This is a genomic window from Roseomonas sp. SRI_022 (genome assembly GCF_057586215.1).
In genome coordinates this window covers 80,733-103,387 of record NZ_JBYCZL010000007.1, presented here as the reverse complement: position 1 = coordinate 103,387, position 22,655 = coordinate 80,733, and the positions used below count along the sequence as shown (strand labels likewise).

Genomic DNA, 22,655 nt, shown 5'->3' with positions numbered 1-22,655 from the left:
TGGCAGTGAAACGTGGCGACGGTCAAGCCTCGCGATCGGTCAGCCATCCGGCATACCGACAATACCAGTGCAGGCTGTGCTGGACGCGGCGCTTCACGGTGCGCTGGTCCATGCCGATGGTGTCACCCGCCTGCCGTGGCCCAAAGCCGTCGACGCAGACCAGCAGCGTCAGGTCGGCGAGCGACTTGCGCGGCGTCACCGCGACGCCGCCAGCCCATGCCCGCCATGGGCCGTAGCGGTGCGCGCTGGCGAGGCCGATGGCGATCGGCAGGTCGGCCTCAGCGCCACGATCCAGACGCTCGCCGTAGCTTGCCGAGACGCGCGCCTGGATGCTGCGCACGAAGGCCGCGTAGACCGCCGCGATCTCATGCCCGGCCACCACCTGCTTCGCCGTGAGGATGCCAGCGGCATAGAGCAGCGTCAGTGCATCACGCTGCATGACCCGAGGCTTGCGAGGCGAAGGCACGTCATCACCGGCGGGGCGATGCGGCGCGGCCATGCTCTCCGGCGTGGTGTAGGCGCGGATCTCGATGGCCTGCGTCTCGGGCTCGCCATCCTCATCGACCGGAGGAGGGGCCTTCAGGACCAGCTTCGTCATGCCGCTGTTCCCGTTCCCGATCCTGTTCCCTTCTCTGTTCCCTCTAACCTCTTGATATGAAAGAAAGGGAACAAGGGAACAGAGTATTCAGCCCTCTCTATAGGGAAATACACGGGGAGAGCCCCCTTCAGTTGCTCTATACACGCGCGCACACGTGTTCCCTTGTTCCCTTCCAACCATTTCAATGGCTTGGCCGGAACAAGAGGCGGAACAAGGACGGGAACGGGAACAGCTTCAGTCGTCATCATCCCCCACTCCGAGCAGGACAAGGGGGATCAGCACGCATCGCGACTGCGCGTTCCCCCGGAACTTCACCGCGGTCTTCGGCTCGACGGCCCCTGGCAGCTCACGCAGGGGCCGCTGCCACGCCTTCCCGGTCCATGGCGTGCCGGCGAAGGCCGCCTCGATCACCGGCGCCCCGTTCGCCACCAGCATCCCGGGGTACGGGGCCTCGTGGTAGCGCAGGCCCATGGAGCCCAATCGTCGGATCCAGCGCTTCGCGTCCTGGCCCCGCTCATAATCACCGTCCTTGCCCTTGCCTTCCGCCCACAGGCGGATGGCCGCGACGCCGTCGGTCATGGCCTGCGCGACCGTCAGGCGTTCCCGATCGACCTGCACGACGGAGCCGAGCAGGTGGCGCAGCGCCTGGCGACCCGCATCCTCTTCCTCGGCATCCTCGGCCGAGGTAGTGAAGGCGCCGAGCGGTTCGATCAGCATATCGGCCTCGGCGGGCGTCACCGGATCGTCCTGCGTCAGCGTCTGCCACCCTGCCAGCAGCGAGGCGAGCTGGTCCGCACTGCGCGCCGTGGCGTGCGCACGGATGGCGGCGGAGCGGAGTTGCGCCAGGTTCTCGCGGAAGCGATCGAAGCCCAGCACCAGGCGCGTCAGCAGGCGGGGATAGATGGCCTTGGCGCGCGCCAGCGCCGCATCGAGCTGCCGCTTCTTCGTCTCCGACGTCTCGCCCCGGCGCAGCAGGATCAGCGTGATGCGCGAGGCATCGGCGAGCGACAGGTGCGGCGGGTTGATCGCCGCGAGGAAGAAGGCGCCGGCGACGCGGAACACGTCGACGCCCGACCCCTCCCCCTGCGCGCGCACCACCATGGCACCCTTGCCTGAGCTCGCGCCGCGCATGAGGTTCAGCACCGCCGTCGTCTGCGCCACGGCCGCTTCGTTTTCGTCGAGCGGGATCAGCCCGGCGCGCGCATTGAACAGGCGGCGGATGCCCGGTTCCGACACGTCATCCGACGCCTGGTCGAGGCCGCAGCACATGGCGACGTAGTTCACCAGCGTCGTCTTACCCGACCCCGCCGGGCCCCAGGTGGTCATGTGCGGCCGCCATTCCAGTGCGGCCGAGAGGATCCCGCAGGCGATCATGCCGAGGAGGAGATGCGGCGCCTCATTGGCGATCGCCGGCGCATAGGCCCAGAGGCGGAGATCTTCCTCGATCTGCAGGCACTCCGCGGCGGTCGCCGGTTCCTCCGCCGGCGGTTCGCGCTTCGGCGCGGCGATGTAGATCGCCTTGCCCTGCCGCAGCCCGGGGCGGTGTTCCTTGTCGTCGGCGAAGATCCGCTGGCCACAATGCACGACAAGGCCGCCCTTCCCGTCCGACCAGACGCCATCGCGCCGCAGCTCGGCATCATCGGCGGCCCCGATGCGCGTACAGGCCGAGATCAGGTCGGCACCGCATTCCCGCGCCGACCAGCCGACGGGGATCATCACCATCTTGCCGTCGTCGTCGCGCACCGGCTTTCCGGCGGCGTCGCGCTGCGGGATGTAGTGCGGCCAGCGCTCGCAGAGGAAGCGGTGCGCGACGCGTCCGCCGAACAGGCCTTCGATGATCGCCGCGCTGTGCATGTCCTTGGCGGACAGCGTCGTCTCGAGGCCCGCGGCATCGAGGAAGACGTAGCAGGTGCTGCCGCGCCTGGTGCGCACGCCGAGCGGCACGACGGCGCCGAAGCGCTCGCCGCCATCGCTGGAACTGCTTTCGCCGCCTCCGCCGCCGCGCTTCTTACCGCCCTTCCCTTCCGGGGGTTCGGGGGGCAGCGGTTGGTCGAAGTCGTCAGGCGGATCGTCGTCGCCGTGCAGGCGCACCACGTTGGATGCCATCAGGAGAACAGACCCCCTTGCCGGGGCGGCGGCTTCACCTTCGGCGCGGGCGGTGCGAAGTCCGGCACGAAGAACCCCAGCATCCCGCGACATGGCCGAAACTGCAGCGGACGCGCGTTCCGAATCACGAAGCCATACGGCCCCGAGAACCAGCGCGATCGACTGGCCGTGACGCAATCGACGATCTCTGCTTCGCCCACGATGCCGCCGAGATCGAAGTCGCAGGGTTGCTCGATATCCGGCCAATCCCATTCCTGCGGGTCGAAGTCGAAGCGCTTGCCAGCATGGATGAGCACCGGCCCGCGATACGCGGTTGGCCAGCTCCGATTCTCGACATCCTTGTGCCCGGCAACGATCAGCCAGGCCCAGGGCTGCATGATCGACAGGGCCTTCACTGACATGTCGATCATGCAGCCACTCTCGCTTCCAGCACGTCCGCGTAATCCTTGAATGGAGGCTTCGGCACGCGGACCTCGCTCTGCACCGCCATGGCGCGCTGGCGATCGGCCAGCGTGCGCGCAGCGGCGACGCCGTGCCCTTCCGGGTGGCGCGGCGGTTTCGGCTTGTCGCGATCGGCGAAGATGGTCAGGCGCGCGACCTCGAAGGGCGGATCGAGCGCGGCGAGGATCTCCGCCGCGATGCAGGCCCACACCGGCATGCCTGTCAGCACATACGCGGCAAGCGCCGTCTCGATCCCCTCGGCAACGCCCAGGTGCTCGGCGACCGGGAAGAGGCGAATGGCGCCACCTGGCAGCGGACCCAGCGTCAGCTTCGCCGTCTCGACCCCAAGCTTGCCGAAGCCGCCACCAGGGCGGGGCGCGAGGAAGGTACGATGCACCGCGCGGAACGTGCCGTCCGGCCCATCGATGCGACAGACCATGACCGGATGCAGCGCATCGCCGGTGTCCGGGTGCTTCAGCAACGCTTCCCGAATCACCGCGCCGCATGGGGCGGGGAATGGAAGATGGCGCCCGGCGAGGTAGGATCGCACTGCATCGCCGGCGGGCCGCGCGCGGTCCCATATGCCCCAGGCCGCGCGGCTGCGCTGTTCCGCGTCCCGCTGGCGCTCCATGTCGGGCGAGGAGGCGGTGCGCGGCTTGCGCGCCCAGGGCGCGGCCGCCTTCGCAGCTTCCAGGTCAGTCGAGAGGCCGCATTCCGCCGCGCAGCTCGCCACGGCCTCGGGGAAGGTGCAGCCCTGGTACCGCATGACGAAGCCGACCACGTCGCCATGCGCGCCGCAGCCGAAGCAGTGAAAGTTCCGGCGCGCGGGATGCACCGAGAAGGATGGCGATTTTTCCTGGTGGAAGGGGCAGAGGCCAGCGAGCCAGGCGCCGCGGCGCTTCAGCGCGACGTGCCGGCCGACCACAGTTTCGATCGGCAGCGCGGCGCGGATCTCATCCAGGAAGGCTTCGGGGATCCGCTGCGGCTTGCCGCCTGGCGCCGTCACTTCAGCGCATCCTGCAGCACGGTGACGGCTTCCGCCGCGAATTCCGCGCCGGCGAGGGCGAGCGCGGAGCGGATCGCCGCCTCGAGGCGATCGGCGCGGGGCAGCACGACGCTGCATTGCGGGACCTCGATCGCTTCGATGCGCTGGACGGCGGCGGCGAGAAGCCCGCGTGCGGCGAGCTTGTCCGTCTCCCCTTCCATGGTGCGCAACGTGAAGCGCGCGGCCAGGCGGCCGGTACGCCAACCCTCGGCGAAGCGGTCGGCCTCGACCGCAGTCATGGGTTGCGGGGCGGCGGCGCTCATACGCGGCGCGCCCCGCCGATCGGGAACGGCCACGCCTCGACCTGGCGCTGCGCGTCCGCCTTCGCGTCGTCGGCTGCGGCATAGGTGCTTTGCCCGACGATCTGCGGTTCGATGTCGGCAGGCAGCATGTCCACCATCCAGGCCCAGCCGCCGCGGAACGGGACGACGCGGACGATGCCCTGCGATTCCTCACCGCAGCAGGCAACCCAGCCGTGAGCATCCTGGCGCCAGGTCAGGGTCATTCGCTGTCCTTTCCGTCCGGCTCGCCCAGCAGCACGGCGGCGGCCTGTTCGCAGGCGGCCATCAGTTCCAGGACCTCGCCGGCGATGCGCTGGCGCTCGGCCTTGCTCAGCGTCCCGTCGGCCGTCGCGGCGACGTAGGCCGCGCCGACCTCGGAACTGCCGGTCAGGACCTCGGCGATCGACCGGCCGACGCGGCCTTGCGCGGGCGCGATCGGCAGGAGGCGATGGCCGGCCAGGCGCGCGAGGATTTGGGTGACACGCGGGCCCTTGCCACCGAGCGCTTCCAGATCCGCCACCACATCCACCGGCGGCATGCGGTTGAGCCGATGCGGGTCATAGGTCTCGGCGATCGACGATGCGGAAAGGCGCGAGACGCTGGCCGCAGCATCGACGCCGCCGACGTCTTCGACCAGCAGGCGCATCGCCATCTTCAGCGCGGCGACATCGATGGGAGCGAGGCGAGTTGTCATGCGCCGGAACAGTTCCGGATGCGCACCGCATCACCGCGCGCAAAAGTGTGAGCGAAGGAGAGCACCCCCATGTCGCTGCCCGCCAGGGCGGGACGGGATTGCCACCCGCCCCGCCCCGCTTCCACCCTGCGGCCGTCGCCACCTTCCCCGGGAGGCACAGGAGGAAGCCCGATGTCCGATGAATTCCTGCAGGCACGCGCGCTGCTGATGCAGCCGCTGCTGCGCGCCGTGGCGATGCACATGCACGCCGAAGGGCTGGCGGCGCTGCGGGCGGAGATCTCGGCGCTGCGCGACGCGGCGCGGCGGCGGCGCACGACGCAGGGCGAGGCGATGGCGCAGGCCTGCGAGATGGCGCTGGTCGAGTTGGAGATGGGTCGGTGAAGCGAAGCGGTACAGGAGCTGAAGCGTGGGCCATACACGACTAGGCAGCCTTTCCCGGCAGCATCAGATCGCGCTGGCCTCGGGCCGCCTCGATCACCTCGATCGTGATATGGCGCGTTTCTTCCCGCGCCGCGGCGAGACGCGCCAATACCGGCCAGTAGCGTGCCGGGATTCCATGGCGAGGCCAGTTGCTTATGGCGCTGCGCTTCGCGCCGATCTGCGGCGCTAAGCGGGTGGCGCCCCCGAGGGCCTGGATGATGGAGGTGGCGTCCATGACGTCAGACTGCCAATAACTCTGGCATTTCGCAAGCCCGTCGTTGCCCAACCTGTTGTCAGGCCGGTCGCCAGCCTTTTTGGCACACTCCCTCACATGCCAAAGTCGACCAAAGAGCCCGACGAGCCCAAGAAGCCACCCTCGGAGCTGAAGCTGGCCATCTGCCGACGCCTTCGCGCATTGCAAGCGGAGATGGGCCGCACCCAGGAACAAATGGCAGACTTACTGGGTATCACCCGGCAGAGCTGGTCACACTACATTGGGGCGACAAGTGCAGCCATGCCTGCCGAGGAAGCAATGATAGCGCTGTGTGAGCGCAGCACAGAGTTCGGATTAACGCTCGACTGGATTTATCGAGGAGTAACTACCTGCATGCCAACACGGGCAGCTATTCGGCTGACGGCGAGGCTTCACGGCCTTGATCCGGACCAGGCGGGGGCGTCGGTGCTGGAACTGACGGACCCGACTTAAGCGGAATTCTGTCCGGCCATCTGCATCGCATTGGGGCAATCCCTCCCAGCCATGTGAACACAACTGGAACATGACTCTCCATGCGTGCGACCTTCAAGGATTAGTTCCTAGACGCGTGAGACACAAAACCCGGTAGCAAGATCTCCCGATCGGCACAAATTCGCCCCGCGCCTATGGCTGGGCCAATACTCGGCGCTGTTGCTCGCGCAGAACCTCGTCACTGATCAAACCCTCGCGCCGCAGGCGCCGCGCCTCCTCCAGCGCTTCTCTGCGCCCCTCCGGCGTACTCAGCGCGGCGCTTACCGGGAGGTCGGTCGCAGCAACAGGCCCCGCAGTTCCCAACGGGGGATCGGCGGACGTGATGGCGAGCTGGAAAGAGCCGCCCTGCTCTGGGTTGCTGGCTGCATCAAGCGCAGCGCCAAGGTACCCGAGCATCAGGGCCGATGTGTAGCTCGCACCGCGCACGCCGAGCTCCAGGCGGTAGCGCCCTCCCGATACCGTTTGGAAGCGCGTCGTCCAACGCCCAGGCGCGGTCGGCGTCGAGACAGAGACAGCAGTCATGCCCGCCGGCACGTCAAGCGTCATGCTCTCCCCTCTCCACAAGCCGCCCGCTCGTTGCTCATTCACCGCCACGTTCGCGACGCCGCCCGCGTACATCAAATTCGTGGTGCGCTGGACCGTCACGCGCGCCATCCCGCGTCGGACGTCCGAGGCTGGGTCCGGATCAGGAGCCAAACGTGGCCAAGGGGTCGAGCAGGCGGACAGAATTCCAGCCGCCATAGCCAATAAGGCGAATTTCCTCATGCGGTCCTCCTGCCGAACGGTAACACGCTCGCGAGATTGCCAGAGAACCTAAAAGGCACCACCGCCCACGAGCGCCATCGCCAGGGATTGAATGGCCAAGATTTCTGGCATTTCTTACTTGTGATTGCCAATTTTTCTGGTAATCATCGGCCCCGTCCCCAGCGACGGAGGCGACGCCAGTGCCCAATTCAGAAGCAGCGATGGTCCCGGCCGGGCCGCGGCCCGAAATCGATCCGGCCGTCACCAGCAACGTGCACTTCCAGCTCGGCTACCTGATCGGAGCGGCCGAGAATGCTCTGAAGCAGCTCGAGAGCGGACGCGCCGAACTCGTTAGGCGAAAGCAGCCACTCCCCTGGGATCTGGACGTCTCAATCCGCACGCTTCGGAAGGCGATCGACCAAGCGGAGGGCCGCTGACATGCGCCTCTCCCTCCTCCCCGACCAGCCGCCCGAACCGCCGACCATCGCCGAGCTGCAGTCCCGCCTTGAGGACCTGCCTTACGAGCTGCTCGCGCTCGGCCGCGCCATCCTCAACGCGCCCGGCCTGACGGCGGACTTCCTGCTGTACTTCGCCGACCGTCTGGCCGAGGCGGTCACGGATTGCCGCACCTACACCCGGCCCTTGCTGGACCATGAGGCGGCGACACTGGAATCCCTGGCCGGCATCCTGCGCGACGCCGCCCCGCGCTACCCGCACCCGCCGCGTGTCCCACTGACGGCCATGGAAGCCGAGGCCTCCATTCGCCGCCGCAGCTGGGCCGCCGGCCTTTCGACCGCGGGCGACGCGCCATGAACGCGCGCCGCCGCACCTTCGCGCGGGAACTGGCGGAGGACCTCTTCGCCCTCACCTGCATCCTCGCCCTGTTCGGCGCGCTGACGCTGTGGGGCGTCGGCCTGACGGCGCCGCCGGCATGACCGTCACCCGCAAGGCCCAGGGCGGCCTGTCGTTCCGCGTTGCCATGCGCCCGACCGAACCGCGGCGAGCGCACCCCATCGTCACGCTGGTGCTCGCGCTTGCCGCGTGGGTGCCGGTGCTGGTCGCCATCCACTTCATCGCGAGATCCCTGTCATGACCCTGTCCGGCTGCATGGACGCACCGCTGACCGAGCTGATGCGCGCGGCGGTCCTTCTCTCCGGCTATCCCGAGCTGCGTGCCGCGCAGGAACGCATCGTCATGGCAGCGCAGGCGCTGGATGCGGTGCGCGTCACGATGAAGGGCGTGGAAGACGTCGTGCAACACCGGCGCGCGCACTCGGGCCTGTCCGCGCCGATCGTGAACCTCGATGCCTTCCGCGCTTCGCGCGGTGACGGGGCGGTGCGGCCGTGACAGGCATCGTCCTGACGCAGCAGGCGTTGCACGCGAGCCTCGCGATGATGCGCCGCATGGGTGCGGAGCGCGAGGACAACAACGAGGCCGCCGCCTTCTTCATCGACGCGCTGAACGTGCTGGAGGCGTTGCTCGACCCGCAGCACCAGGCGCCCGCACCGCGCAGGCTGCCCGATTTGTCGATCGAGGCGATGCACGGCACCGGCATTGCCAGCCGCCTCGCGCCGGTCGCCGAGGCCTGGACATGGCCGGCCGACGCCGGCGCCGCTCCGACGCCGGCGGAATCGCAGCCCGACCAGCACGACACGATCGCGGCCGCGGACCCGCCCATCGCCATTCCCCCACTGCCCACCGGGCCAGGAAGCGCAGCGGACACTGCGCGCGGACTACCGGCAGCAGAGGCCCCGGCGCCGACCACGGTGCCCGAGCCCGCTCCTCCGCCAGTCCTGGCGGTGGAGGAGCACCCCCTTCCCGAGGCCGACGATGCCCCCCCCGGTGACGCGCCAGCGGCGGTCATCGAGCCGCCACGCGGTTCCGTTCTCAGCCGCCGCCTGACGGCGGAGCGCGCGGAGATCTTCGGCGCGCTCTGGCGCGACCCGGCACTGACGCTTCGCGAGATCACCGCGCGCCTCAATGCGCTGCCCGGCGACGAGATCCCGAATGCGCCGGCGCTCTACCTGATCGCGGCGCGGCTTGGGCTGCCGAAGCGCACAGCGCTGATCGATATCCCTCCGCGGCCGGTGCGCACCACCGCCACGCTCGCGGAACCGCCACCCGCCGCACCCCCGCGACCCGAACCGCCAGCGATCCCACCCGACGCCCAGGCGGCGATCGCCGACCAGGCGGTGCTGACGAAGCAGGACCGCGTCCGCGAAGGCCTCCGCACCGCGCTGCAGGAGAAGGCGAAGGACATGACCTTCGTGTGCTCCGGCTTGGCGTCACGCCACGGCATGCCGCTGCGCGAGGTGCTGCGACTGCTCAGTGAAGTTCGGAAGGAGACACCCGCATGAGCGAGACCACCGCCCACCCACCCGGCGAATACGCGATCGTCGAGCTGTTCGGCCACACCACGCTGGTGGGCCGCATCGCCGAGGTCGAGCGCTTCGGCGCGAGAATGATGGCGATCGAGCCGCTGTTCCGTGGCGAGCTGCTGCCCGCCGTATTCCATGGTGGTGCGGCGATCTATCGCCTCACGCCGTGCTCGGCCGAGACCGCCTTCAAGAACCAGCCTCGGTCGGAATGGCATCTTCCCGCACCGATCCGCAGCATCGTGCCGCCCGCGATGCTCGAGGCGCCCGTCACCACCATCGACGCCGATGACGATCCCGAACCGGAGGCCGTCGGCAGTGATGGGCTTCCGCTGTGAGTACGACGGCAACAGGGAGCACCGGAATGAGCGAGACCGCCAACCTTCAGTGGTGGTGGGGCGACCACGACGACAGCGAGATCTTCCAAGGTCCGTTCTCCAGCCGCGATGAGGCGATCGCCGCGGCACAGGCCGATCGGTACTCAGGTGAAGACGAGCCGTCCTTCGTCATCTTCACCGCCCGCCTTCGCGTTCCTCGCGATGATTTCTTCACTGCTTCGGATGTGATGGAGCAGTTCGAGGAGCACAACGAGGATTGTTGGGGCGAGGACGGACCGAACGCCCAAGCGGTGTCAAACGACGCGCTGCTTGAGCTTCAGCAAGCGCTGACCGGCGCCTTCGCTGCATGGCGCGCAAAGCACTCGCCATGGCGGCCGTTCATGCTCGACAGCGACAGCGTCGCCAACGGGGAGACAGTGCTGCGGAGGCCGACAGCATGAAGGCCCCGACAAAGGCCAAGCCGAAGGGCAAGGCCACGAAGAAGGCGCCGGCGACGAAGCCGGCCGCGAAGCGCCGCGCGGCGCCGCTCAAGGCATCGCAGCCGAAGACGCGCAAGGCGCCGCAACCCAGCGCAGAAGGTCCCCCGACGGTGAACCCATCCCTCCCCGCGGCATCGCTGCTGATGCTCGCGCTCGACACGCTCGGCATGAACGGCCCCTACCAGCAGCGCCGCACGCCCGCCTCGGCCGAGGCCGATGCCGGGCTGGTCGAGAGCATCAGGATCATGGGAGTGCTGCAGCCCATCCTGGTGCGCTGGGATGATGAGGCGGCGCAGCACCAGGTGGTGGAAGGCCATCGTCGCGTCACCGCCGCGCGTGCGGCGGGACTCGAGGCCATTCCCGCCGTGCAGGTCGCGATGGACGAACGCACCAGCCTCGCCGCCGGCGTCGCCGCGAACACGCAACGCGCACCGCTCGCGCCCGTGGATCTGTGGCGTGCCATCGTGCACCTGCAGGAGAAGGGCTGGACGCTGGACGGGGCGGCGATGGCCCTCGGCACGCCGAAGCGCCTGGCGCGGCAGCTCGACAAGCTGGGCCGCCTGCACCCAGACATGATCGCCGCGATCGGCGGGCACGACATGCCGGAGGAAGACGAGCTCGCGATCATCGCCGGCGCCCCGCACCAGGTGCAGCAGGACGCGCTGAAGCATCCCGACGCCTGGGATGACGATTGGGACCGGGAAGAAGGCACCGGCACGGTGCGCAAGGTGCCGGACTGGTATTCCATCGCGAACCTGTGCCGCGTGCGGCGCATCCCGCAGTCGCGGGCGATCTTCGATACCAGCGTCATCGCCCTGACCTGGGATGAGGATCTCTTCGCCCAGCCCGACGATGCCGACCGCTTCACCACCACGGACATCGCCGGCTTCCTCACCGCGCAGAACGCTGCGCTGGTGGCGAAGACGACGCGCGGCAAGCTACGGTCGGCAGAATGGGACGCCAAGGCGCATGGCCCGCGCCTGCCAGCCGGATGGACGCGCACCTGGGACCCCAAGACGGTTGGTGCGGTGCGCTTCGCCGCGGTGAAGCCGGAGGGCTACGACCTCGGCGTCATCGTCGAGACGATTGCGGTGCCGCCGCCGGAGCCGGTGGGGAAGAAGGGCAGCGCCGGCGCCGCGCGCAAGGAATCGGCGGTCGAATCCCATCCGGCGCAAAGCACCGGCGACGATGCGCAGGACGCTGATCCCGATAGCGAAGGCAGCAACGCCGATTCAGATCAGGATTCTACCGATCATGTTCCGACCACCCCGGCCCCGCCCAAGCCGGGCCGAGGCCCGCTGACCGAGAAGGGGCGCATCCTGGTGGCGGCGGCGAAGACCGCCGGCATCCGCTGCGCACTACGGGATCGGCTGGACCATTCACCGACAGATCTGCTGATCGTGCTGGTGCTGGCGCTCGCCGGTGACAACGTCTCGGTGCTAGGCGATCCGGCATCCCCGCATCGCCTCGCCACCTTTCACGACCTGGTGGCGCGGATGGTGGATGAGGACGGCGCGGTCATCGACGGCTTGGTCTTCGCCGATGTCCTGAAGATCGCCGCCGAGGCTGCGGCCCGCATGATCGTATGCGGCCCGACCGGCGGCAACGGCAACGTCAGTGGCGCCGCGGCCGAATGGATCGGCGCGATGCTCGATGCCGACCGCAGCATGCCGCGGCTCGACACGGCGGAGATCCTCGCCACGGTCTCCGGCGACGCGCTGAAGGCCGCGGACATCGCTGCAGGCGGCACAGGCAAGGGCACCAGCAAGGCCATCCGCGAGCGCCTGGCCAGCAACACCGAGGGCCTGACGCTGCCCGGCAGCGCCTTCGGCGCACCAGGGCCGGTGCGCGCCGAACGCGCGCCGGACGGCCATGTCGGCCCCTTCCCCTGCGACGGGTGCAGCGACCCTGAATACTGCTGCGTCGAGGCGCTGTGCGAACGCGCGGAGGACGGCGGCGATGAATGATGCAGAGCAGCTTGCGATGGCCCAGCAGGGCCCCGCAGTCATCATGGTGCCGCGGGAGGCGATGGAGCGCCTCCTGTCGCGCTCGCTGCGACTGACCGCTGCCTTTGGCGGCTACAGCGAGGCCACGACGCTCGAGCACCTCCTTGCCGAGGTCGGCATCGAGGTGGCGCGGGCGGAATCGGTCTGGCCGCCGATGCACTCCGCGCACGAAGGCTACGCCGTCATCCTCGAGGAGCTTGACGAGCTCAAGGAGCATGTCTGGGAAAACCAGAAGCGCCGGGACGCCGCAGCGATGCGGAAGGAGGCGGTGCAGCTCGCCGCCATGGCGCTGCGCTTCCTGCGCGACATCGGCGATGGCGGGAGGGAGCGCGCATGAGCTCCGTCACCTGCCCCATCTGCCACTACGATGCACCGATCTGGATCGGGGACCCTCCGACCGGATGCTTGGAAGGGAACGCGCCAACGCTGTGCCGGCAATCCGCCGACCGACTGCGCGCCGAGGCCATGCGACGGCGCCTCGCCCCCGAGGCCTTCCTCGACAACCGCATCAGACAGGGCGCTGCCCCGAACGGCCGGCCCTGGGTTGTCTATGCGAACGACAAACTCGCGGCCGCCGGCGTCGACTGGAACAGCGGCCTGTTGCGTGACGAGAAGCGGCCCTGCGCACCGATCGAGTATCCGGATGACTGACGCCCCCTCCCGCATCCAGCGCAGCCGCAAGAAGGGCTGGCGCATGCCGGCCGGCGCTGTCTACGTCGGCCGCCCGTCGAAATGGGGCAACCCGTGGAAGGCCGAGCTGGTGGACGGCGTCGGCTGGTGCTGCACCGACACGCGCATCGATATGTGCGCCGAAGCGCGAAACCCCGCCGACGCCCACGAGGTCGCCACCTATCGCTTCCGAGCATGGCTTGCGCAGCAGCCCGAGCTGATCGCAGCCGTGCGCGCCGAGCTGCGCGGCAAGACGCTGTGCTGCTGGTGCCCGCCGCACCTGGCCTGCCACGCGGACGTGCTGCTCGAGATCGCCAATGCCTGACGGCTCCCGCCTCCCCGATTGGCCCGCCGCCATGCGTGCCGAACGCGCGGCGGCCTACCTCGATGTCAGCGGCACCTATTTCCGCCAGCACATCGCGCCTGACCTTCACCCCATCCGCCGCGGTAAGGGCTTGATCCTCTACCCACGCCGGCAGCTCGACGCCTGGCTTGACCAGCAGGAAGGCGCGGCCGCACCCTCGGCCCTCACCACCCCGGATGACCCGGATGCGGACAATCCCTGGCTGTCGCCGTGACGACAATTAGGCTGCGCCACATCTCCCGCTTCCGGGACCGGCACGGCCACCTGCGGCATTACCTGCGCATCCCAGGCCGGAAGGCGGTCGCGCTGCCCGGCCAGCCTGGATCCCCCGAATTCATCGCGGCCTACAACGCCGAGGCCGAGGCCGCCGCGAAGGTCGCCCCCACCCCCGCCAGCCGGGTCGCGCCGGGCAGCCTCGATGCGCTGGCGATCAGCTACTACCAGTCGGCACAGTTCCTGGCGCTGCGCGCCTCCACCCAGGCCGATTATCGCCGGCAGGTCGAGGAGATGCGCGGAAAGGACGGCGCGAATCCGATCGCGCGGCTGACGCCGAAGGCCGTCGCGCACCTGCTGTCGGGCAAGGCTCGCTCCGCCTACAACCATCGCCTGCGGATGTTGCGCCTGCTTGTGGCCCACGCGATCGATCTCGGCTGGATCACCACCGACCCGACGCACGGCATGAAGCGCGTGCGGTTCAAGACGGTCGGCTACCCGACCTGGAACGAAGATCAGATTGCCGCCTATGAGGCGAAGCACCCGCCCGGCACCCGCGAACGCCTGGCGCTGTTCCTGCTGCTCTACACTGGCCAGCGGCGCAGCGACGTGGTTCGCATGGGTCGCCAGCACCTGACGGATATCCAGCGGGAGGACGGCACGCGGATCCCCGCCATCTGGGTGAAGCAAGTGAAGACGGAAGCCGAGCTGAAGATCCCGCTGCATCCGACGCTGGCCGAGGAACTGATTCGCATACCCGCCGGTCAGCTGCTGTTCCTGCAAACCGAAGAACGCGGCCGCACCAAGGGCTTCACCTCCGGCGGGTTCTACAATCGGTTTATCGAATGGGCGCGCGAGGCCGGGATCCCCCCCGGCTTGGCGCCGCACGGCCTGCGCAAGGCGTGCTGCAGGCGGATGGCCGAGGCCGGCGCGACCACGCACCAGATCGCCGCGGTGACCGGACATCGGAATTTGCGCGAGGTCGAGACCTATACCCGGGCGGCCGAACAGGCTCGCATGGCGGCCCAGGGGATGGATCGAATAGGGGGTGCCGTTTCCAACCCGGCGCTGGTGGAACTTCCAACCCGACTCAAGATTGGCGGCTAACCGCCATCGGGAAAGAAGGGTGGGGCGACCAACGGGACTCGAACCCGTGACATCCAAGACCACAACCTGGCGCTCTACCAACTGAGCTATGGCCGCCACCGAGGGGGCGGGAGATACGGCCGCGACCCCTCTCCCGTCAACCGTGCCCGCACATGCATGGCTGCCCTGCGTGCCGGCGAGCATTGCGGAACTGCGCCGTAACGACATGTAACCGCGACACAGCGGAGCCCTCCCGTGAGCCTCTCCTCCACCGCGTCCCGCGCCGCGCTGCCGGCCGGCATCCTGATCGCCTGCGCCGTCGGCGGCGCGATGCTCGCCATGGGGCTGCGGCAATCCTTCGGCCTGTTCCTCGCCCCGATGACCGAGGCCCATGCCTGGACGGCCTCGGGCTTTGCCTTCGCCATCGCGCTGCAGGTGCTGCTGAACGGCGTCTCCCAGCCGCTGACGGGCCAGCTCGCGGACCGCTTCGGCGGGCGCAACGTCATCATCGGCGGTGCGCTGCTCTATGCCGTGGGCATTCTCGGCATGGCGCTGTCGGACGGGCTGCCGCTGTTCACCGTCTTCGCGGGCATCGTCATGGGGGTGGCGGTCTCGGCGGCGGGGATGCCGACCATCATCGCCTCCCTCACCCGCCTGCTGCCGGAGAACATGCGCGGCCGGGCGGTCGGGCTTGGCACGGCGGGGTCATCGGCGGGACAGTTCCTGGTGGTGCCGCTGGCCGGCCTCGCCATCCAAGGCTTCGGCTGGCAGGCGGCGCTGATGGCCATGGCGGGGGCGGCGCTGCTGATGATCCCGCTCGCCCTGCCGCTGTCGGACAGGCCCGCGCCGGTCGCGGCGGCGGCCGATTCGGAAACCGCCGGCGCGGCGCTGTCCCGCGCCTTCCGCGACAGGTCCTTCTGGTGCCTGTTCTTCGGTTTCTTCGTCTGCGGCGTGCATGTCTCCTTCCTGACCGTGCATCTGCCGGGCTTCGTGCATTCCTGCGGCCTGCCGCTCTATGTCGGCGCCGGGGCGATCTCGGTGATCGGGCTGTTCAACATCGGCGGGTCGCTGCTGTCGGGCGAACTGACGCAGCGGTGGCGCCGGCGGGAATTGCTGGTGGGCATCTACGCCGCGCGCGGGGTGCTGATGGCCGGCTTCATGATGGTGGAGAAGACCACCGCCTCGGTCATGATCTTCTCGGCGCTGATGGGCATCCTGTGGCTGTCCACCGTGCCGCCGACCGTTGCACTTTGCGCGCGCAACTGGGGCACGCGCTGGCTCGCGACGATCTTCGGCATCGTCTTCCTCGGCCACCAGCTTGGCGGCTTCACCGGGGCCTTCCTGGGCGGGCTGGTGTTCGACCGCACAGGGTCATACGACCTGATGTGGGTGTTCGGCATCCTGGTCGCGGCCTTCGCGGCGCTGATCCACATCCCCGTGCGCGACGGCCCGAAGCTGGCGCCTGCGGCCGCCTGATCCGGACCGGCTTGCCGCGACCCCGCGCGACAGGCCATACCGCCAGTCCGCGCCGGAAGGAGCACGCCCATGCGTCGAATTGCCCGCAGCCTGATCCTGGCCGCCCCGTTGATTGCCACCGGCGCGGTGGCGCAGCGCGCCCCGGCGCCGGCGCCGGCCCCCGCTCCGGCGGCCCCGGCACCCGCTGCTCCTGCCCCGGCGCGCACCCCGGCACCGATCCCGCATGAATGGCTGTTCGGGTCCTGGACCGGCGGCATGTACCCGCCGGGCGACACCGAGGGGCCGCGCTGCCTCGCCCAGCCGACGGTGATCTTCACGCGGGACGTGGTGATGCGCAGCGGCATCCTCGACCCCGCCTATCGCCAGCGCTTCGTTGAGACGGTGGCGACGCGCCCCGGTGCGACGACCTTCCGCTTCATCCCCGCCGCCCCGGCCGGCAGCCGCCTGCCGTCGGAGATCGGCTTCGGCTGCCCGGACGGCCCCGATGCGCTCGAGGTCGAGCAGCTCGGCCCAGACGAGATCGCCTTTCCCAACTGCCGCGAGATGCCGTCCCCGCTGCGCCGCTGCGGCAGCCCCAACCGGTGAGCCAGCCCCGGCGCATCGCCCTGATCCACGCGCTGCGGCATTCCCCGCCGCCGATCGAGGCCGGTTTCGCCCGGCTCTGGCCCGGCCAGGTCCTGATGAACCTGCTGGATGACAGCCTGTCGGCCGATCTTGCGCGCGAGGGCACGCTGACGCCGCGCATGACCGAACGCTTCCTGACGCTCGCGCGCTATGCCGCCGGGACAGGGGCGGATGCCATCCTGTTCACCTGTTCCGCCTTCGGCCCCTGCATCGAGGCCTGCGCCGCGGAGCTCGCGCCCATCCCGGTGCTGAAGCCGAATGAGGCGATGATCGAGGAGGCGGTGACGAAGGGAAAGCGCATCGGCCTGCTGGTGACCTTCCCCGGCACCATCCCGTCCATGACCCCGGAATTCCCCAGCGGCATCACCGTGGTGCCCAAGGTCGCGGAGGGCGGGCTCGCCGCGCTCGATGCCGGCGACACCGCGACGCATGACCGCCTGGCGGCCGAGGCCGCGAAGGACCTGGCTGATTGCGACGCCATCGCGCTCGGTCAGTTCAGCCTGGCGCGGGCGAAATCGCTGGTGGAACAGGCGACGGGCAAGCCGGTGCTGACCACGCCGGACAGCGCGGTGCTGAAGCTCAAGCGCCTGCTCGGCGGCTAGAGACGTTTTCGCGAGCATCTTCACCCGATCAGGTGATGCCACCTGATCGGGCGCTGCTCTGACGTGGCGCATTTATCACTTTAGGCTTTTACGCCTTTATCCGCAGCATCGCTGCCCGACGGCCGGGTGACGCTACGGACGCTTCCCCCAGGGTGAGGAAGCGCCCCCGCCCGTCCCCTGCGCCGGCCCTTGCCACCACGGCGTCGCCGCCGCGCCGCGCGGCGCGACGCGCACCGTCTCGTCGGCGGCATCCTGCTGCGCCCAAGGCGGCGTCTCGCCTTCAGCCTCGGGGGCCGCACGTTCGATCGGCCCCGGGTCGCGCCCACCGGCGAACTTCACCAGAGCCGCGACGCGGGCCCCGATCGGGGGATGCGTCGCCATCAGCGAGGACAGCGCATTGTCCCCCGCATCCTCGAGGAACAGCGCGCGGACCTGGGGCGAGACCTCGGGCATGTCGGCATGGCCTTCGACCTTGCGCAGTGCGGTTATCATCGCATCGGGGTCGGAGGTCAGTTCCACCGCCCCCGCATCGGCGAGGAATTCCCGGTTCCGCGACAGCGCCATGCGCAGCACGGTGGCGAGGCCCCAGGCGAGCGCGATCAGCAGCACGCCGATGAGCGCGGCCCAGCCGCTGCTGCGGCTATCCGTGCGCACGCGCCAGCCGCCGCCATCGTCGCTCGAGGTCTGCCGGTCGTGGCGCGCGACGCGGCGCGTGCGCGTCATCATGTCGAAGCCCAGTGAGATGATGCCGACGAAGACCGCCGCGATCAGCCCCAGCCGCGCATCACCATTGCGGATGTGGCTGAGTTCATGCGCCAGCACCGCGGCGAGTTCGCGATCATCGAGCGCATTCATCAGCCCGCGCGTGACGGTGACCGAACCGGTCTCGCGCGACAGGCCGGCGGCATAGGCGTTCATCGCCTCCGTCTCGATGACCGCCAGGCGCGGCATGCGCATGCCGCGCGAGATGCAGAGATTCTCGAGCAGGTTCCACAGCCGCGGTTCATCGGCGCGCGTCACCGGATGCGCGCCGGTCGCCCAGTCGAGGATGCGGTCATGCGCAGCCCAGGCGATGGCGAACCAGATGATCGCGGCACCCCAGGCCATGACATAGACGCCGGGCAGGTTGCGCACCGCATTGGTGAAGGCGCGGCCGAGGTCGCGCTGTTCCGAGCCGAAGATCAGCCCGAGGCCGAGCGCCATGACCGCAAGCAGCAGCGGGAACCCCGCCAGCAGCAGCATCGACCGCCAGGCGGTGTTCCACGCGTGGGTGCGCAGGCCGAAGGCCTGCATGGCGGTGGCCTCCTAGAGCAGATCGCGATCAGGCGGCATCGCCTGATCGCGTGAAGATGCTCGAAAAAACGAAGGTCTGGCGTGGCGTTCGTGAGCCATGGCGAACCTCCGCCGCGCTAGAACTTCACCTGGGGTGCGACCTGCACCACGGCACGTTCCGCTTCCGGGATCTCGAAGAAGCCGCGCTGCTGGAAGCCCATCGAGCGCGCGAAGAACACCGCCGGGACGCTTTCCGTCATCGCGTTGTACTCGGCGACCGACGAATTGTAGAAACGCCGCGCCGCGGCGATCTTGTTCTCGATGTCGGACAGTTCCGACTGCAGCGACAGGAAGTTCTGGTTCGCCTTGAGGTCCGGGTAAGCCTCCGACAGCGCGAACAACCGGCCGAGCGCCGCACCCAGCGCACCTTCCGCCGGCCCCGCCGCAGCCGGTCCCTGCGCCTGGGCGGTGACGGCGGCGTTGCGCGCCTGGATCACCGCGTCGAGCGTCGTCTTCTCATGCGCGGCGTAGCCCTTCACGGTCTCGACCAGGTTCGGGATCAGGTCGTGCCGCTGCTTGAGCTGCACATCGACATCCGACCAGGACTGGCCGGTCACCTGCCGCAGCGTGACCAGGCGGTTATAGACGATCACCAGCCAGACGATGACCACCGCGATGATGCCCAGGATTGCCCAAACCATGCCTCGCGGCTCCCATGACGTGGCACATGACGCGCCAGGGCGCCCTGTGGGCACCCGACGATCCGATACGTGAGATTAGAGACCCTGCGCGGCGGCGCCAGCCCAGCGATGTGATTAATTACACAAACTCGTGTTTCACAGACTCGTGTTTTGTAGAATTGGATCAATTGTTAGACTTTTACGAACCGTTATCGCTTAACGAAACGGCGCTGTGAACCCAAAACGGTCCGCAAACCATGCCCCCCCCTGGTCCGCGATGCCCGCCGCGCCCCTGCGGCACAGCCACCCCATCCCTCCCGCGGCCTGGGCGCCGGGGTGTGGCGGCGACCGAATTCGCCATCATCTCGATCCCGTTCTTCGTGATCCTCATCGGCGTCATGGAAACGGCCTGGCAACTGGCCACCGGGGCGGCGCTCGACCACGCGGCGCTGCGGGCCAGCCGCTACGGCATCACCGGCAGCAATTCACCGCCGGCGTGGCAGACCAGCGGCCAGGAGAACGTGCCGACCTGCCGGTCGCGGAATATTCCCTGGCTGGTGACGCGCTCGACCGGCGGTCTGCTGAAGGCGGACAACCTGACGGTCACCACCGCGACCTGGTCGAGCGTGGCCAATACCGGGACAGGCACCGGCACGGCGGGCGCGGGCACGGGTGGTGAGATCACCTCCTATACCCTGACCTATCGGCAGCCCTTCATCACCGGCCTCGTCGCCTCGAGGTTGTTCGGCGGCAATACCTTCACGCATCAGGCCTTCCTGATCGTCAAGAACGAGCCCTTCGAAAATGCGACCTGCTAGCCCGCGCGCGCTTGGCCGCCGCGGTCTCGTCGCAACCGAATTCGCGCTGATGGTGCCGCTGTTCTTCCTGGTGGCCCTCGCCACCGCGGACCTGGTCCGCGTGTTCCGCGCACAGCTGCGCACCGAGACGATCGCCGTACAGATCGGCCAGATCGTGTCGCAATGCAGGATCATCACCGCCGGCGACGTCACCAATTTCTGGACCCAGGCGCAGCGCATCGCCGGCAGCGTCATCGACGTGAACAGCGCGACCGGCGGGGCGATGGTGATCAGCGCCGTCGCCCGCCGTGTCGACGGTTCCGGCAACCCGATCGGCAATACCCTGTCCTGGCAAAGGCGCACCGGCAACACCAACCACAATACCCGCCTGCGCACATCGGCGGCGGGCACCGCCGCGACCATCTCCGACAGTTTCATCGTCCCCGCCGGCCAGACCCTGATGGTCACCGAGGTGTTCTCCTTCGTCCGGCCCTGGGTCTTGAGCGCCGGGCTGATCGGCACCGCGCTGGACGCGGTTGCCTACGGCACGACGCTGTTCCTGACCCGCGCCCCGCAGCCGACCACGCTGCAGACCGAACCCTCCGCCAGCCAGACAGCGAATTGCACGGCATGACAACGAAGCTGAACCGCCGCGGCGCCATCGCCGTGATCACTGCCGTGATCATGATCCCGGTTGTCGGCTTCGCCGGCCTGGCCATCGACCTCACCCGCATCTGGCTGGTGAATGCGCGGCTGAAGACGGCGGTCGACGCTGCAAGCCTGATCGCGGCGCGCACCATCACGAGCGGCACGCGCGATGCCGACACGCGGGCCCTGTTCCAGGCGAATTTCAGCCAGAACGGCAGATGGCCGAACTACCTCGGCTCGGCGCTGATCGCGTCCACGCCGCCCCAGCCCGTGATCGAGCCGGTCCCCGGCAGCGAGACGCGCATCCGCGTCACGGCGACGGCCACGCTGAACACCACGCTGTTCGGCGTCATCAGCCGGCAGACGACGACGCTGCAAGAGACAACGGTGGCGGAACGTGGCGGCGTCGGCCTCGAACTTGCGGTGGCGATCGACCAGACATCCTCGATGCGGGATCCCGCCGCGGGCTTCGACAGCAAGCTCGAAGCCGCGCAATCGGCGGTCCAGACCATGCTCCGCCAGATCTACGGCGATACCAACGACACCGCGCGGAACGTGTACGTCTCGGTGGTGCCCTTCGCGCGCACCTTCAATTTCGGCACGTCCTACACCGGTTTCCTCAACACGGCAGGCATGCCGGCGGAGTGGAACGTCAACAACTGGACCGGTTGCGTCGAAGCGCGCCGCGGCGGCGAGGACATCACCGACATCGCGCCGACGACATTGGCCGGACGGTTCCGGCCCTACTTCTACCCGAACACCTATCGCCGCGTCGGCTGGGCGACCGTTGCCGCCTCCGGTTCCGGAGGCAACGCCGTCCCGGCCTCGCCGACCGATGCCGTGGTCACCCACGGGGACACGCGGAACGCGACCATCTGGTCCACCCTGACTGGCGCGGCGCCCTATGCCGGTGCCGGCGCCTGCACCACGGCCAATGCCTATGCCGCCACGACGGTGAACCTCTACGCATCGCAGGGTGCGAACAGCACCACCCCCTACACGCTGCGCTTCTGCCGTGGCGACAACGACTTCGGCAATCCGAGCCTTTCCACCTCCACCAGCAACGCCAACTACAACTCCTTCTACGCCGCGCTGCGGAACCTCGAGGGCTTCAGCGGCATCGGCCATACGGCCACCTCCGCGGCCGGGCCCAACATGCTCTGCGCCATGAGCCCGATCCTGCCTCTCACCGCGAGCCGTTCGACCGTCATGGCGGCAGTCAACGCAATCCAGGCCCCGGCCCGAAGCGGCGGCACCACCGCCGTCGCCGGCATGCAGGGCGCCTGGTACACGCTGAGCCCGAATTGGCGCGGTTCCTGGCAGGGCCTGCCGACCAGCCCCGACCATGGCGCCCTGCCGCTGGCCTACAACACGCGCAACATGATGAAGGCCGTCGTCATCCTGACCGATGGCGACAACAACTGGCAGTGCCCGTATTCGGCGGCACCGGGCAGTACGTCCTCGGCCTGCCTGACCGCGACCGTGCGCGCCGCACCGCCAGGCGGCGGCCCCCGGTCGAATGGGGTCGAGATGCTCTACAACGCGTATGGGCGCACGGCGGACTGGAATGCGAATTTCGGGTCTGCGTTGGACTTCACGGCCTCGCCGACCCAGGCCGCCGCCGACAGCCGCCTCGACAGCCGGTTCGCCGCGATCTGCGATGCCATGAAGCGCGACCCCGCCACCGGCGTCCTCAGCACCAACCCGGTCGAACACCGCGTCCAGATCTACGTGGTGGGCTTCGAGATCCGGAACCCGACGGCCGGCAATGCGACAAGCGTCCTCAACATGCTTCAGACCTGCGCGAGCAGCACGAGCAGGCCCTACTTCATCGAGGCCCAGTCCGCTGCGGACCTTGATGGCGCCTTCAACGAAATCGGCACCGCGCTGAGCAGCCTGCGGATGATCGAATAGGCGGGGCGGCGCGCGTCGCACCTGACCAAACGGCGCGG

33 protein-coding genes and 1 tRNA gene are annotated in these 22,655 nt (G+C 68.9%); 22 read left to right on the top strand and 12 right to left on the bottom strand.

What is annotated here, in order from left to right; translation table 11 throughout:
* Positions 1–22: 22 nt before the first annotated feature.
* The 7 genes from AC2YHJ_RS08910 to AC2YHJ_RS08880 all read right to left on the bottom strand — a co-directional run bounded on the left by AC2YHJ_RS08910 (position 23) and on the right by AC2YHJ_RS08880 (position 5,117).
* Entirely contained in the window at positions 23–598 is a 576-nt protein-coding gene (locus AC2YHJ_RS08910; protein WP_487395441.1) for a hypothetical protein, read from the bottom strand.
* Between the two features lie 234 nt (positions 599–832).
* Positions 833–2,704, bottom strand: coding sequence for a hypothetical protein (locus tag AC2YHJ_RS08905; RefSeq protein ID WP_487395440.1), 1,872 nt, complete (start codon positions 2,702–2,704; stop codon positions 833–835).
* Positions 2,704–3,114, bottom strand: a complete 411-nt coding sequence (locus AC2YHJ_RS08900) for an ASCH domain-containing protein (RefSeq protein WP_487395439.1) — start codon at positions 3,112–3,114, stop codon at positions 2,704–2,706. Before AC2YHJ_RS08900 ends, AC2YHJ_RS08905 begins: the two co-directional genes overlap by 1 nt.
* A complete protein-coding gene (locus AC2YHJ_RS08895; protein ID WP_487395438.1) occupies positions 3,111–4,151 on the bottom strand; it encodes a CHC2 zinc finger domain-containing protein in 1,041 nt (346 codons plus the stop codon). Before AC2YHJ_RS08895 ends, AC2YHJ_RS08900 begins: the two co-directional genes overlap by 4 nt.
* A complete protein-coding gene (locus AC2YHJ_RS08890; protein WP_487395437.1) occupies positions 4,148–4,453 on the bottom strand; it encodes a hypothetical protein in 306 nt (101 codons plus the stop codon). Before AC2YHJ_RS08890 ends, AC2YHJ_RS08895 begins: the two co-directional genes overlap by 4 nt.
* Positions 4,450–4,695 carry a hypothetical protein gene (locus AC2YHJ_RS08885; protein ID WP_487395435.1) on the bottom strand — a complete coding sequence of 82 codons (246 nt, stop codon included), beginning with the start codon at positions 4,693–4,695 and terminating at the stop codon, positions 4,450–4,452. The genes AC2YHJ_RS08890 and AC2YHJ_RS08885 overlap by 4 nt, the downstream gene beginning before the upstream one ends.
* Positions 4,692–5,117, bottom strand: a complete 426-nt coding sequence (locus AC2YHJ_RS08880; protein ID WP_487395433.1) for a hypothetical protein — start codon at positions 5,115–5,117, stop codon at positions 4,692–4,694. The genes AC2YHJ_RS08885 and AC2YHJ_RS08880 overlap by 4 nt, the downstream gene beginning before the upstream one ends.
* A gap of 219 nt (positions 5,118–5,336) precedes the next feature.
* On the opposite strand from AC2YHJ_RS08880, the gene AC2YHJ_RS08875 reads away from it, so the two are divergent.
* Positions 5,337–5,546 (top strand): hypothetical protein, encoded by a 210-nt coding sequence (locus AC2YHJ_RS08875; protein WP_487395432.1) that lies wholly within the window; start codon positions 5,337–5,339, stop codon positions 5,544–5,546.
* 40 nt (positions 5,547–5,586) lie between these two features.
* On the opposite strand, the gene AC2YHJ_RS08870 is transcribed toward AC2YHJ_RS08875, so the two are convergent.
* Entirely contained in the window at positions 5,587–5,820 is a 234-nt protein-coding gene (locus AC2YHJ_RS08870) for a carph-isopro domain-containing protein (protein WP_487395431.1), read from the bottom strand.
* Between the two features lie 96 nt (positions 5,821–5,916).
* On the opposite strand from AC2YHJ_RS08870, the gene AC2YHJ_RS08865 reads away from it, so the two are divergent.
* Complete coding sequence (locus AC2YHJ_RS08865; RefSeq protein ID WP_487395430.1) at positions 5,917–6,291, top strand: helix-turn-helix transcriptional regulator; 375 nt, start codon at positions 5,917–5,919, stop codon at positions 6,289–6,291.
* Positions 6,292–6,462: 171 nt separating this feature from the next.
* On the opposite strand, the gene AC2YHJ_RS08860 is transcribed toward AC2YHJ_RS08865, so the two are convergent.
* Complete coding sequence (locus AC2YHJ_RS08860) at positions 6,463–7,095, bottom strand: hypothetical protein (protein WP_487395428.1); 633 nt, start codon at positions 7,093–7,095, stop codon at positions 6,463–6,465.
* 179 nt (positions 7,096–7,274) lie between these two features.
* On the opposite strand from AC2YHJ_RS08860, the gene AC2YHJ_RS08855 reads away from it, so the two are divergent.
* The 14 genes from AC2YHJ_RS08855 to AC2YHJ_RS08790 are packed head-to-tail and all read left to right on the top strand — an operon-like array spanning position 7,275 to position 14,625.
* Positions 7,275–7,511 carry a hypothetical protein gene (locus AC2YHJ_RS08855; RefSeq protein ID WP_487395427.1) on the top strand — a complete coding sequence of 79 codons (237 nt, stop codon included), beginning with the start codon at positions 7,275–7,277 and terminating at the stop codon, positions 7,509–7,511.
* A 1-nt stretch (position 7,512) separates the two neighbouring features.
* The gene (locus tag AC2YHJ_RS08850; RefSeq protein WP_487395426.1) at positions 7,513–7,887 is read left to right on the top strand and encodes a hypothetical protein; all 375 of its coding nucleotides are present in this window, start codon (positions 7,513–7,515) and stop codon (positions 7,885–7,887) included.
* Entirely contained in the window at positions 7,884–8,009 is a 126-nt protein-coding gene (locus AC2YHJ_RS08845; protein WP_487395424.1) for a hypothetical protein, read from the top strand. Before AC2YHJ_RS08850 ends, AC2YHJ_RS08845 begins: the two co-directional genes overlap by 4 nt.
* Complete coding sequence (locus tag AC2YHJ_RS08840; protein WP_487395423.1) at positions 8,006–8,167, top strand: hypothetical protein; 162 nt, start codon at positions 8,006–8,008, stop codon at positions 8,165–8,167. The genes AC2YHJ_RS08845 and AC2YHJ_RS08840 overlap by 4 nt, the downstream gene beginning before the upstream one ends.
* The gene (locus tag AC2YHJ_RS08835) at positions 8,164–8,421 is read left to right on the top strand and encodes a hypothetical protein (RefSeq protein ID WP_487395422.1); all 258 of its coding nucleotides are present in this window, start codon (positions 8,164–8,166) and stop codon (positions 8,419–8,421) included. Before AC2YHJ_RS08840 ends, AC2YHJ_RS08835 begins: the two co-directional genes overlap by 4 nt.
* The gene (locus AC2YHJ_RS08830) at positions 8,418–9,431 is read left to right on the top strand and encodes a hypothetical protein (RefSeq protein WP_487395420.1); all 1,014 of its coding nucleotides are present in this window, start codon (positions 8,418–8,420) and stop codon (positions 9,429–9,431) included. Before AC2YHJ_RS08835 ends, AC2YHJ_RS08830 begins: the two co-directional genes overlap by 4 nt.
* The gene (locus AC2YHJ_RS08825; RefSeq protein WP_487395419.1) at positions 9,428–9,787 is read left to right on the top strand and encodes a hypothetical protein; all 360 of its coding nucleotides are present in this window, start codon (positions 9,428–9,430) and stop codon (positions 9,785–9,787) included. Before AC2YHJ_RS08830 ends, AC2YHJ_RS08825 begins: the two co-directional genes overlap by 4 nt.
* A 26-nt stretch (positions 9,788–9,813) precedes the next feature.
* A complete protein-coding gene (locus AC2YHJ_RS08820; RefSeq protein ID WP_487395418.1) occupies positions 9,814–10,227 on the top strand; it encodes a hypothetical protein in 414 nt (137 codons plus the stop codon).
* Positions 10,224–12,233: a ParB/RepB/Spo0J family partition protein gene (locus AC2YHJ_RS08815; protein WP_487395416.1), complete on the top strand. Its 2,010-nt coding sequence runs from the start codon at positions 10,224–10,226 to the stop codon at positions 12,231–12,233. Before AC2YHJ_RS08820 ends, AC2YHJ_RS08815 begins: the two co-directional genes overlap by 4 nt.
* Positions 12,226–12,609, top strand: coding sequence for a hypothetical protein (locus tag AC2YHJ_RS08810; RefSeq protein ID WP_487395415.1), 384 nt, complete (start codon positions 12,226–12,228; stop codon positions 12,607–12,609). Before AC2YHJ_RS08815 ends, AC2YHJ_RS08810 begins: the two co-directional genes overlap by 8 nt.
* Positions 12,606–12,923 carry a hypothetical protein gene (locus AC2YHJ_RS08805; RefSeq protein WP_487395413.1) on the top strand — a complete coding sequence of 106 codons (318 nt, stop codon included), beginning with the start codon at positions 12,606–12,608 and terminating at the stop codon, positions 12,921–12,923. The genes AC2YHJ_RS08810 and AC2YHJ_RS08805 overlap by 4 nt, the downstream gene beginning before the upstream one ends.
* Positions 12,916–13,266, top strand: a complete 351-nt coding sequence (locus tag AC2YHJ_RS08800; RefSeq protein WP_487395412.1) for a DUF4326 domain-containing protein — start codon at positions 12,916–12,918, stop codon at positions 13,264–13,266. The genes AC2YHJ_RS08805 and AC2YHJ_RS08800 overlap by 8 nt, the downstream gene beginning before the upstream one ends.
* A gap of 31 nt (positions 13,267–13,297) precedes the next feature.
* Positions 13,298–13,519, top strand: coding sequence for a helix-turn-helix transcriptional regulator (locus AC2YHJ_RS08795; protein ID WP_487395410.1), 222 nt, complete (start codon positions 13,298–13,300; stop codon positions 13,517–13,519).
* Positions 13,516–14,625, top strand: coding sequence for a tyrosine-type recombinase/integrase (locus AC2YHJ_RS08790; protein ID WP_487395408.1), 1,110 nt, complete (start codon positions 13,516–13,518; stop codon positions 14,623–14,625). Before AC2YHJ_RS08795 ends, AC2YHJ_RS08790 begins: the two co-directional genes overlap by 4 nt.
* Before the next feature lie 20 nt (positions 14,626–14,645).
* Here the strand turns inward: AC2YHJ_RS08790 and AC2YHJ_RS08785 are convergent.
* Positions 14,646–14,721, bottom strand: a tRNA-His gene (locus AC2YHJ_RS08785).
* A gap of 138 nt (positions 14,722–14,859) precedes the next feature.
* Between AC2YHJ_RS08785 and AC2YHJ_RS08780 the strand changes: the two genes are divergently transcribed.
* From AC2YHJ_RS08780 to AC2YHJ_RS08770, 3 genes are all read left to right on the top strand, one after another.
* Positions 14,860–16,080, top strand: coding sequence for an MFS transporter (locus AC2YHJ_RS08780; RefSeq protein WP_487395406.1), 1,221 nt, complete (start codon positions 14,860–14,862; stop codon positions 16,078–16,080).
* A gap of 69 nt (positions 16,081–16,149) precedes the next feature.
* The gene (locus tag AC2YHJ_RS08775; protein WP_487395405.1) at positions 16,150–16,665 is read left to right on the top strand and encodes a hypothetical protein; all 516 of its coding nucleotides are present in this window, start codon (positions 16,150–16,152) and stop codon (positions 16,663–16,665) included.
* Entirely contained in the window at positions 16,662–17,306 is a 645-nt protein-coding gene (locus AC2YHJ_RS08770) for an aspartate/glutamate racemase family protein (protein WP_487395404.1), read from the top strand. Before AC2YHJ_RS08775 ends, AC2YHJ_RS08770 begins: the two co-directional genes overlap by 4 nt.
* A 132-nt stretch (positions 17,307–17,438) precedes the next feature.
* Here AC2YHJ_RS08770 and AC2YHJ_RS08765 read toward each other — a convergent pair whose 3' ends face one another.
* Together AC2YHJ_RS08765 and AC2YHJ_RS08760 are read right to left on the bottom strand one after the other, a co-directional pair.
* A complete protein-coding gene (locus tag AC2YHJ_RS08765; RefSeq protein WP_487395403.1) occupies positions 17,439–18,599 on the bottom strand; it encodes a M48 family metallopeptidase in 1,161 nt (386 codons plus the stop codon).
* 116 nt (positions 18,600–18,715) lie between these two features.
* Positions 18,716–19,279, bottom strand: coding sequence for a LemA family protein (locus AC2YHJ_RS08760; RefSeq protein WP_487395402.1), 564 nt, complete (start codon positions 19,277–19,279; stop codon positions 18,716–18,718).
* Between the two features lie 317 nt (positions 19,280–19,596).
* Between AC2YHJ_RS08760 and AC2YHJ_RS08755 the strand changes: the two genes are divergently transcribed.
* Genes AC2YHJ_RS08755 through AC2YHJ_RS08745 form a run of 3 tightly spaced genes read left to right on the top strand, consistent with a single transcriptional unit; the run spans position 19,597 to position 22,617 of the window.
* Positions 19,597–20,076, top strand: coding sequence for a TadE/TadG family type IV pilus assembly protein (locus AC2YHJ_RS08755; RefSeq protein WP_487395401.1), 480 nt, complete (start codon positions 19,597–19,599; stop codon positions 20,074–20,076).
* Positions 20,063–20,689: a TadE/TadG family type IV pilus assembly protein gene (locus tag AC2YHJ_RS08750; RefSeq protein ID WP_487395400.1), complete on the top strand. Its 627-nt coding sequence runs from the start codon at positions 20,063–20,065 to the stop codon at positions 20,687–20,689. Before AC2YHJ_RS08755 ends, AC2YHJ_RS08750 begins: the two co-directional genes overlap by 14 nt.
* Entirely contained in the window at positions 20,686–22,617 is a 1,932-nt protein-coding gene (locus AC2YHJ_RS08745; protein WP_487395399.1) for a pilus assembly protein TadG-related protein, read from the top strand. The genes AC2YHJ_RS08750 and AC2YHJ_RS08745 overlap by 4 nt, the downstream gene beginning before the upstream one ends.
* The last annotated feature ends 38 nt before the right edge of the window (positions 22,618–22,655 follow it).

Bases quoted from the DNA above. Each gene is read 5' to 3' on its own strand.
- AC2YHJ_RS08820 (WP_487395418.1), top strand. From the start codon at position 9,814: ATGAGCGAGACCGCCAACCTTCAGTGGTGGTGGGGCGACCACGACGAC.
- AC2YHJ_RS08850 (WP_487395426.1), top strand. From the start codon at position 7,513: ATGCGCCTCTCCCTCCTCCCCGACCAGCCGCCCGAACCGCCGACCATC.
- AC2YHJ_RS08765 (WP_487395403.1), bottom strand. From the start codon at position 18,599: ATGCAGGCCTTCGGCCTGCGCACCCACGCGTGGAACACCGCCTGGCGG.
- AC2YHJ_RS08750 (WP_487395400.1), top strand. From the start codon at position 20,063: ATGCGACCTGCTAGCCCGCGCGCGCTTGGCCGCCGCGGTCTCGTCGCA.
- AC2YHJ_RS08885 (WP_487395435.1), bottom strand. From the start codon at position 4,695: ATGACCCTGACCTGGCGCCAGGATGCTCACGGCTGGGTTGCCTGCTGC.
- AC2YHJ_RS08745 (WP_487395399.1), top strand. From the start codon at position 20,686: ATGACAACGAAGCTGAACCGCCGCGGCGCCATCGCCGTGATCACTGCC.
- AC2YHJ_RS08810 (WP_487395415.1), top strand. From the start codon at position 12,226: ATGAATGATGCAGAGCAGCTTGCGATGGCCCAGCAGGGCCCCGCAGTC.
- AC2YHJ_RS08845 (WP_487395424.1), top strand. From the start codon at position 7,884: ATGAACGCGCGCCGCCGCACCTTCGCGCGGGAACTGGCGGAGGACCTC.
- AC2YHJ_RS08760 (WP_487395402.1), bottom strand. From the start codon at position 19,279: ATGGTTTGGGCAATCCTGGGCATCATCGCGGTGGTCATCGTCTGGCTG.
- AC2YHJ_RS08865 (WP_487395430.1), top strand. From the start codon at position 5,917: ATGCCAAAGTCGACCAAAGAGCCCGACGAGCCCAAGAAGCCACCCTCG.
- AC2YHJ_RS08875 (WP_487395432.1), top strand. From the start codon at position 5,337: ATGTCCGATGAATTCCTGCAGGCACGCGCGCTGCTGATGCAGCCGCTG.
- AC2YHJ_RS08840 (WP_487395423.1), top strand. From the start codon at position 8,006: ATGACCGTCACCCGCAAGGCCCAGGGCGGCCTGTCGTTCCGCGTTGCC.
- AC2YHJ_RS08870 (WP_487395431.1), bottom strand. From the start codon at position 5,820: ATGGACGCCACCTCCATCATCCAGGCCCTCGGGGGCGCCACCCGCTTA.
- AC2YHJ_RS08795 (WP_487395410.1), top strand. From the start codon at position 13,298: ATGCGTGCCGAACGCGCGGCGGCCTACCTCGATGTCAGCGGCACCTAT.
- AC2YHJ_RS08825 (WP_487395419.1), top strand. From the start codon at position 9,428: ATGAGCGAGACCACCGCCCACCCACCCGGCGAATACGCGATCGTCGAG.
- AC2YHJ_RS08880 (WP_487395433.1), bottom strand. From the start codon at position 5,117: ATGCGCCTGCTGGTCGAAGACGTCGGCGGCGTCGATGCTGCGGCCAGC.
- AC2YHJ_RS08905 (WP_487395440.1), bottom strand. From the start codon at position 2,704: ATGGCATCCAACGTGGTGCGCCTGCACGGCGACGACGATCCGCCTGAC.
- AC2YHJ_RS08890 (WP_487395437.1), bottom strand. From the start codon at position 4,453: ATGAGCGCCGCCGCCCCGCAACCCATGACTGCGGTCGAGGCCGACCGC.
- AC2YHJ_RS08900 (WP_487395439.1), bottom strand. From the start codon at position 3,114: ATGATCGACATGTCAGTGAAGGCCCTGTCGATCATGCAGCCCTGGGCC.
- AC2YHJ_RS08800 (WP_487395412.1), top strand. From the start codon at position 12,916: ATGACTGACGCCCCCTCCCGCATCCAGCGCAGCCGCAAGAAGGGCTGG.
- AC2YHJ_RS08815 (WP_487395416.1), top strand. From the start codon at position 10,224: ATGAAGGCCCCGACAAAGGCCAAGCCGAAGGGCAAGGCCACGAAGAAG.
- AC2YHJ_RS08910 (WP_487395441.1), bottom strand. From the start codon at position 598: ATGACGAAGCTGGTCCTGAAGGCCCCTCCTCCGGTCGATGAGGATGGC.
- AC2YHJ_RS08775 (WP_487395405.1), top strand. From the start codon at position 16,150: ATGCGTCGAATTGCCCGCAGCCTGATCCTGGCCGCCCCGTTGATTGCC.
- AC2YHJ_RS08835 (WP_487395422.1), top strand. From the start codon at position 8,164: ATGACCCTGTCCGGCTGCATGGACGCACCGCTGACCGAGCTGATGCGC.
- AC2YHJ_RS08860 (WP_487395428.1), bottom strand. From the start codon at position 7,095: ATGAGGAAATTCGCCTTATTGGCTATGGCGGCTGGAATTCTGTCCGCC.
- AC2YHJ_RS08805 (WP_487395413.1), top strand. From the start codon at position 12,606: ATGAGCTCCGTCACCTGCCCCATCTGCCACTACGATGCACCGATCTGG.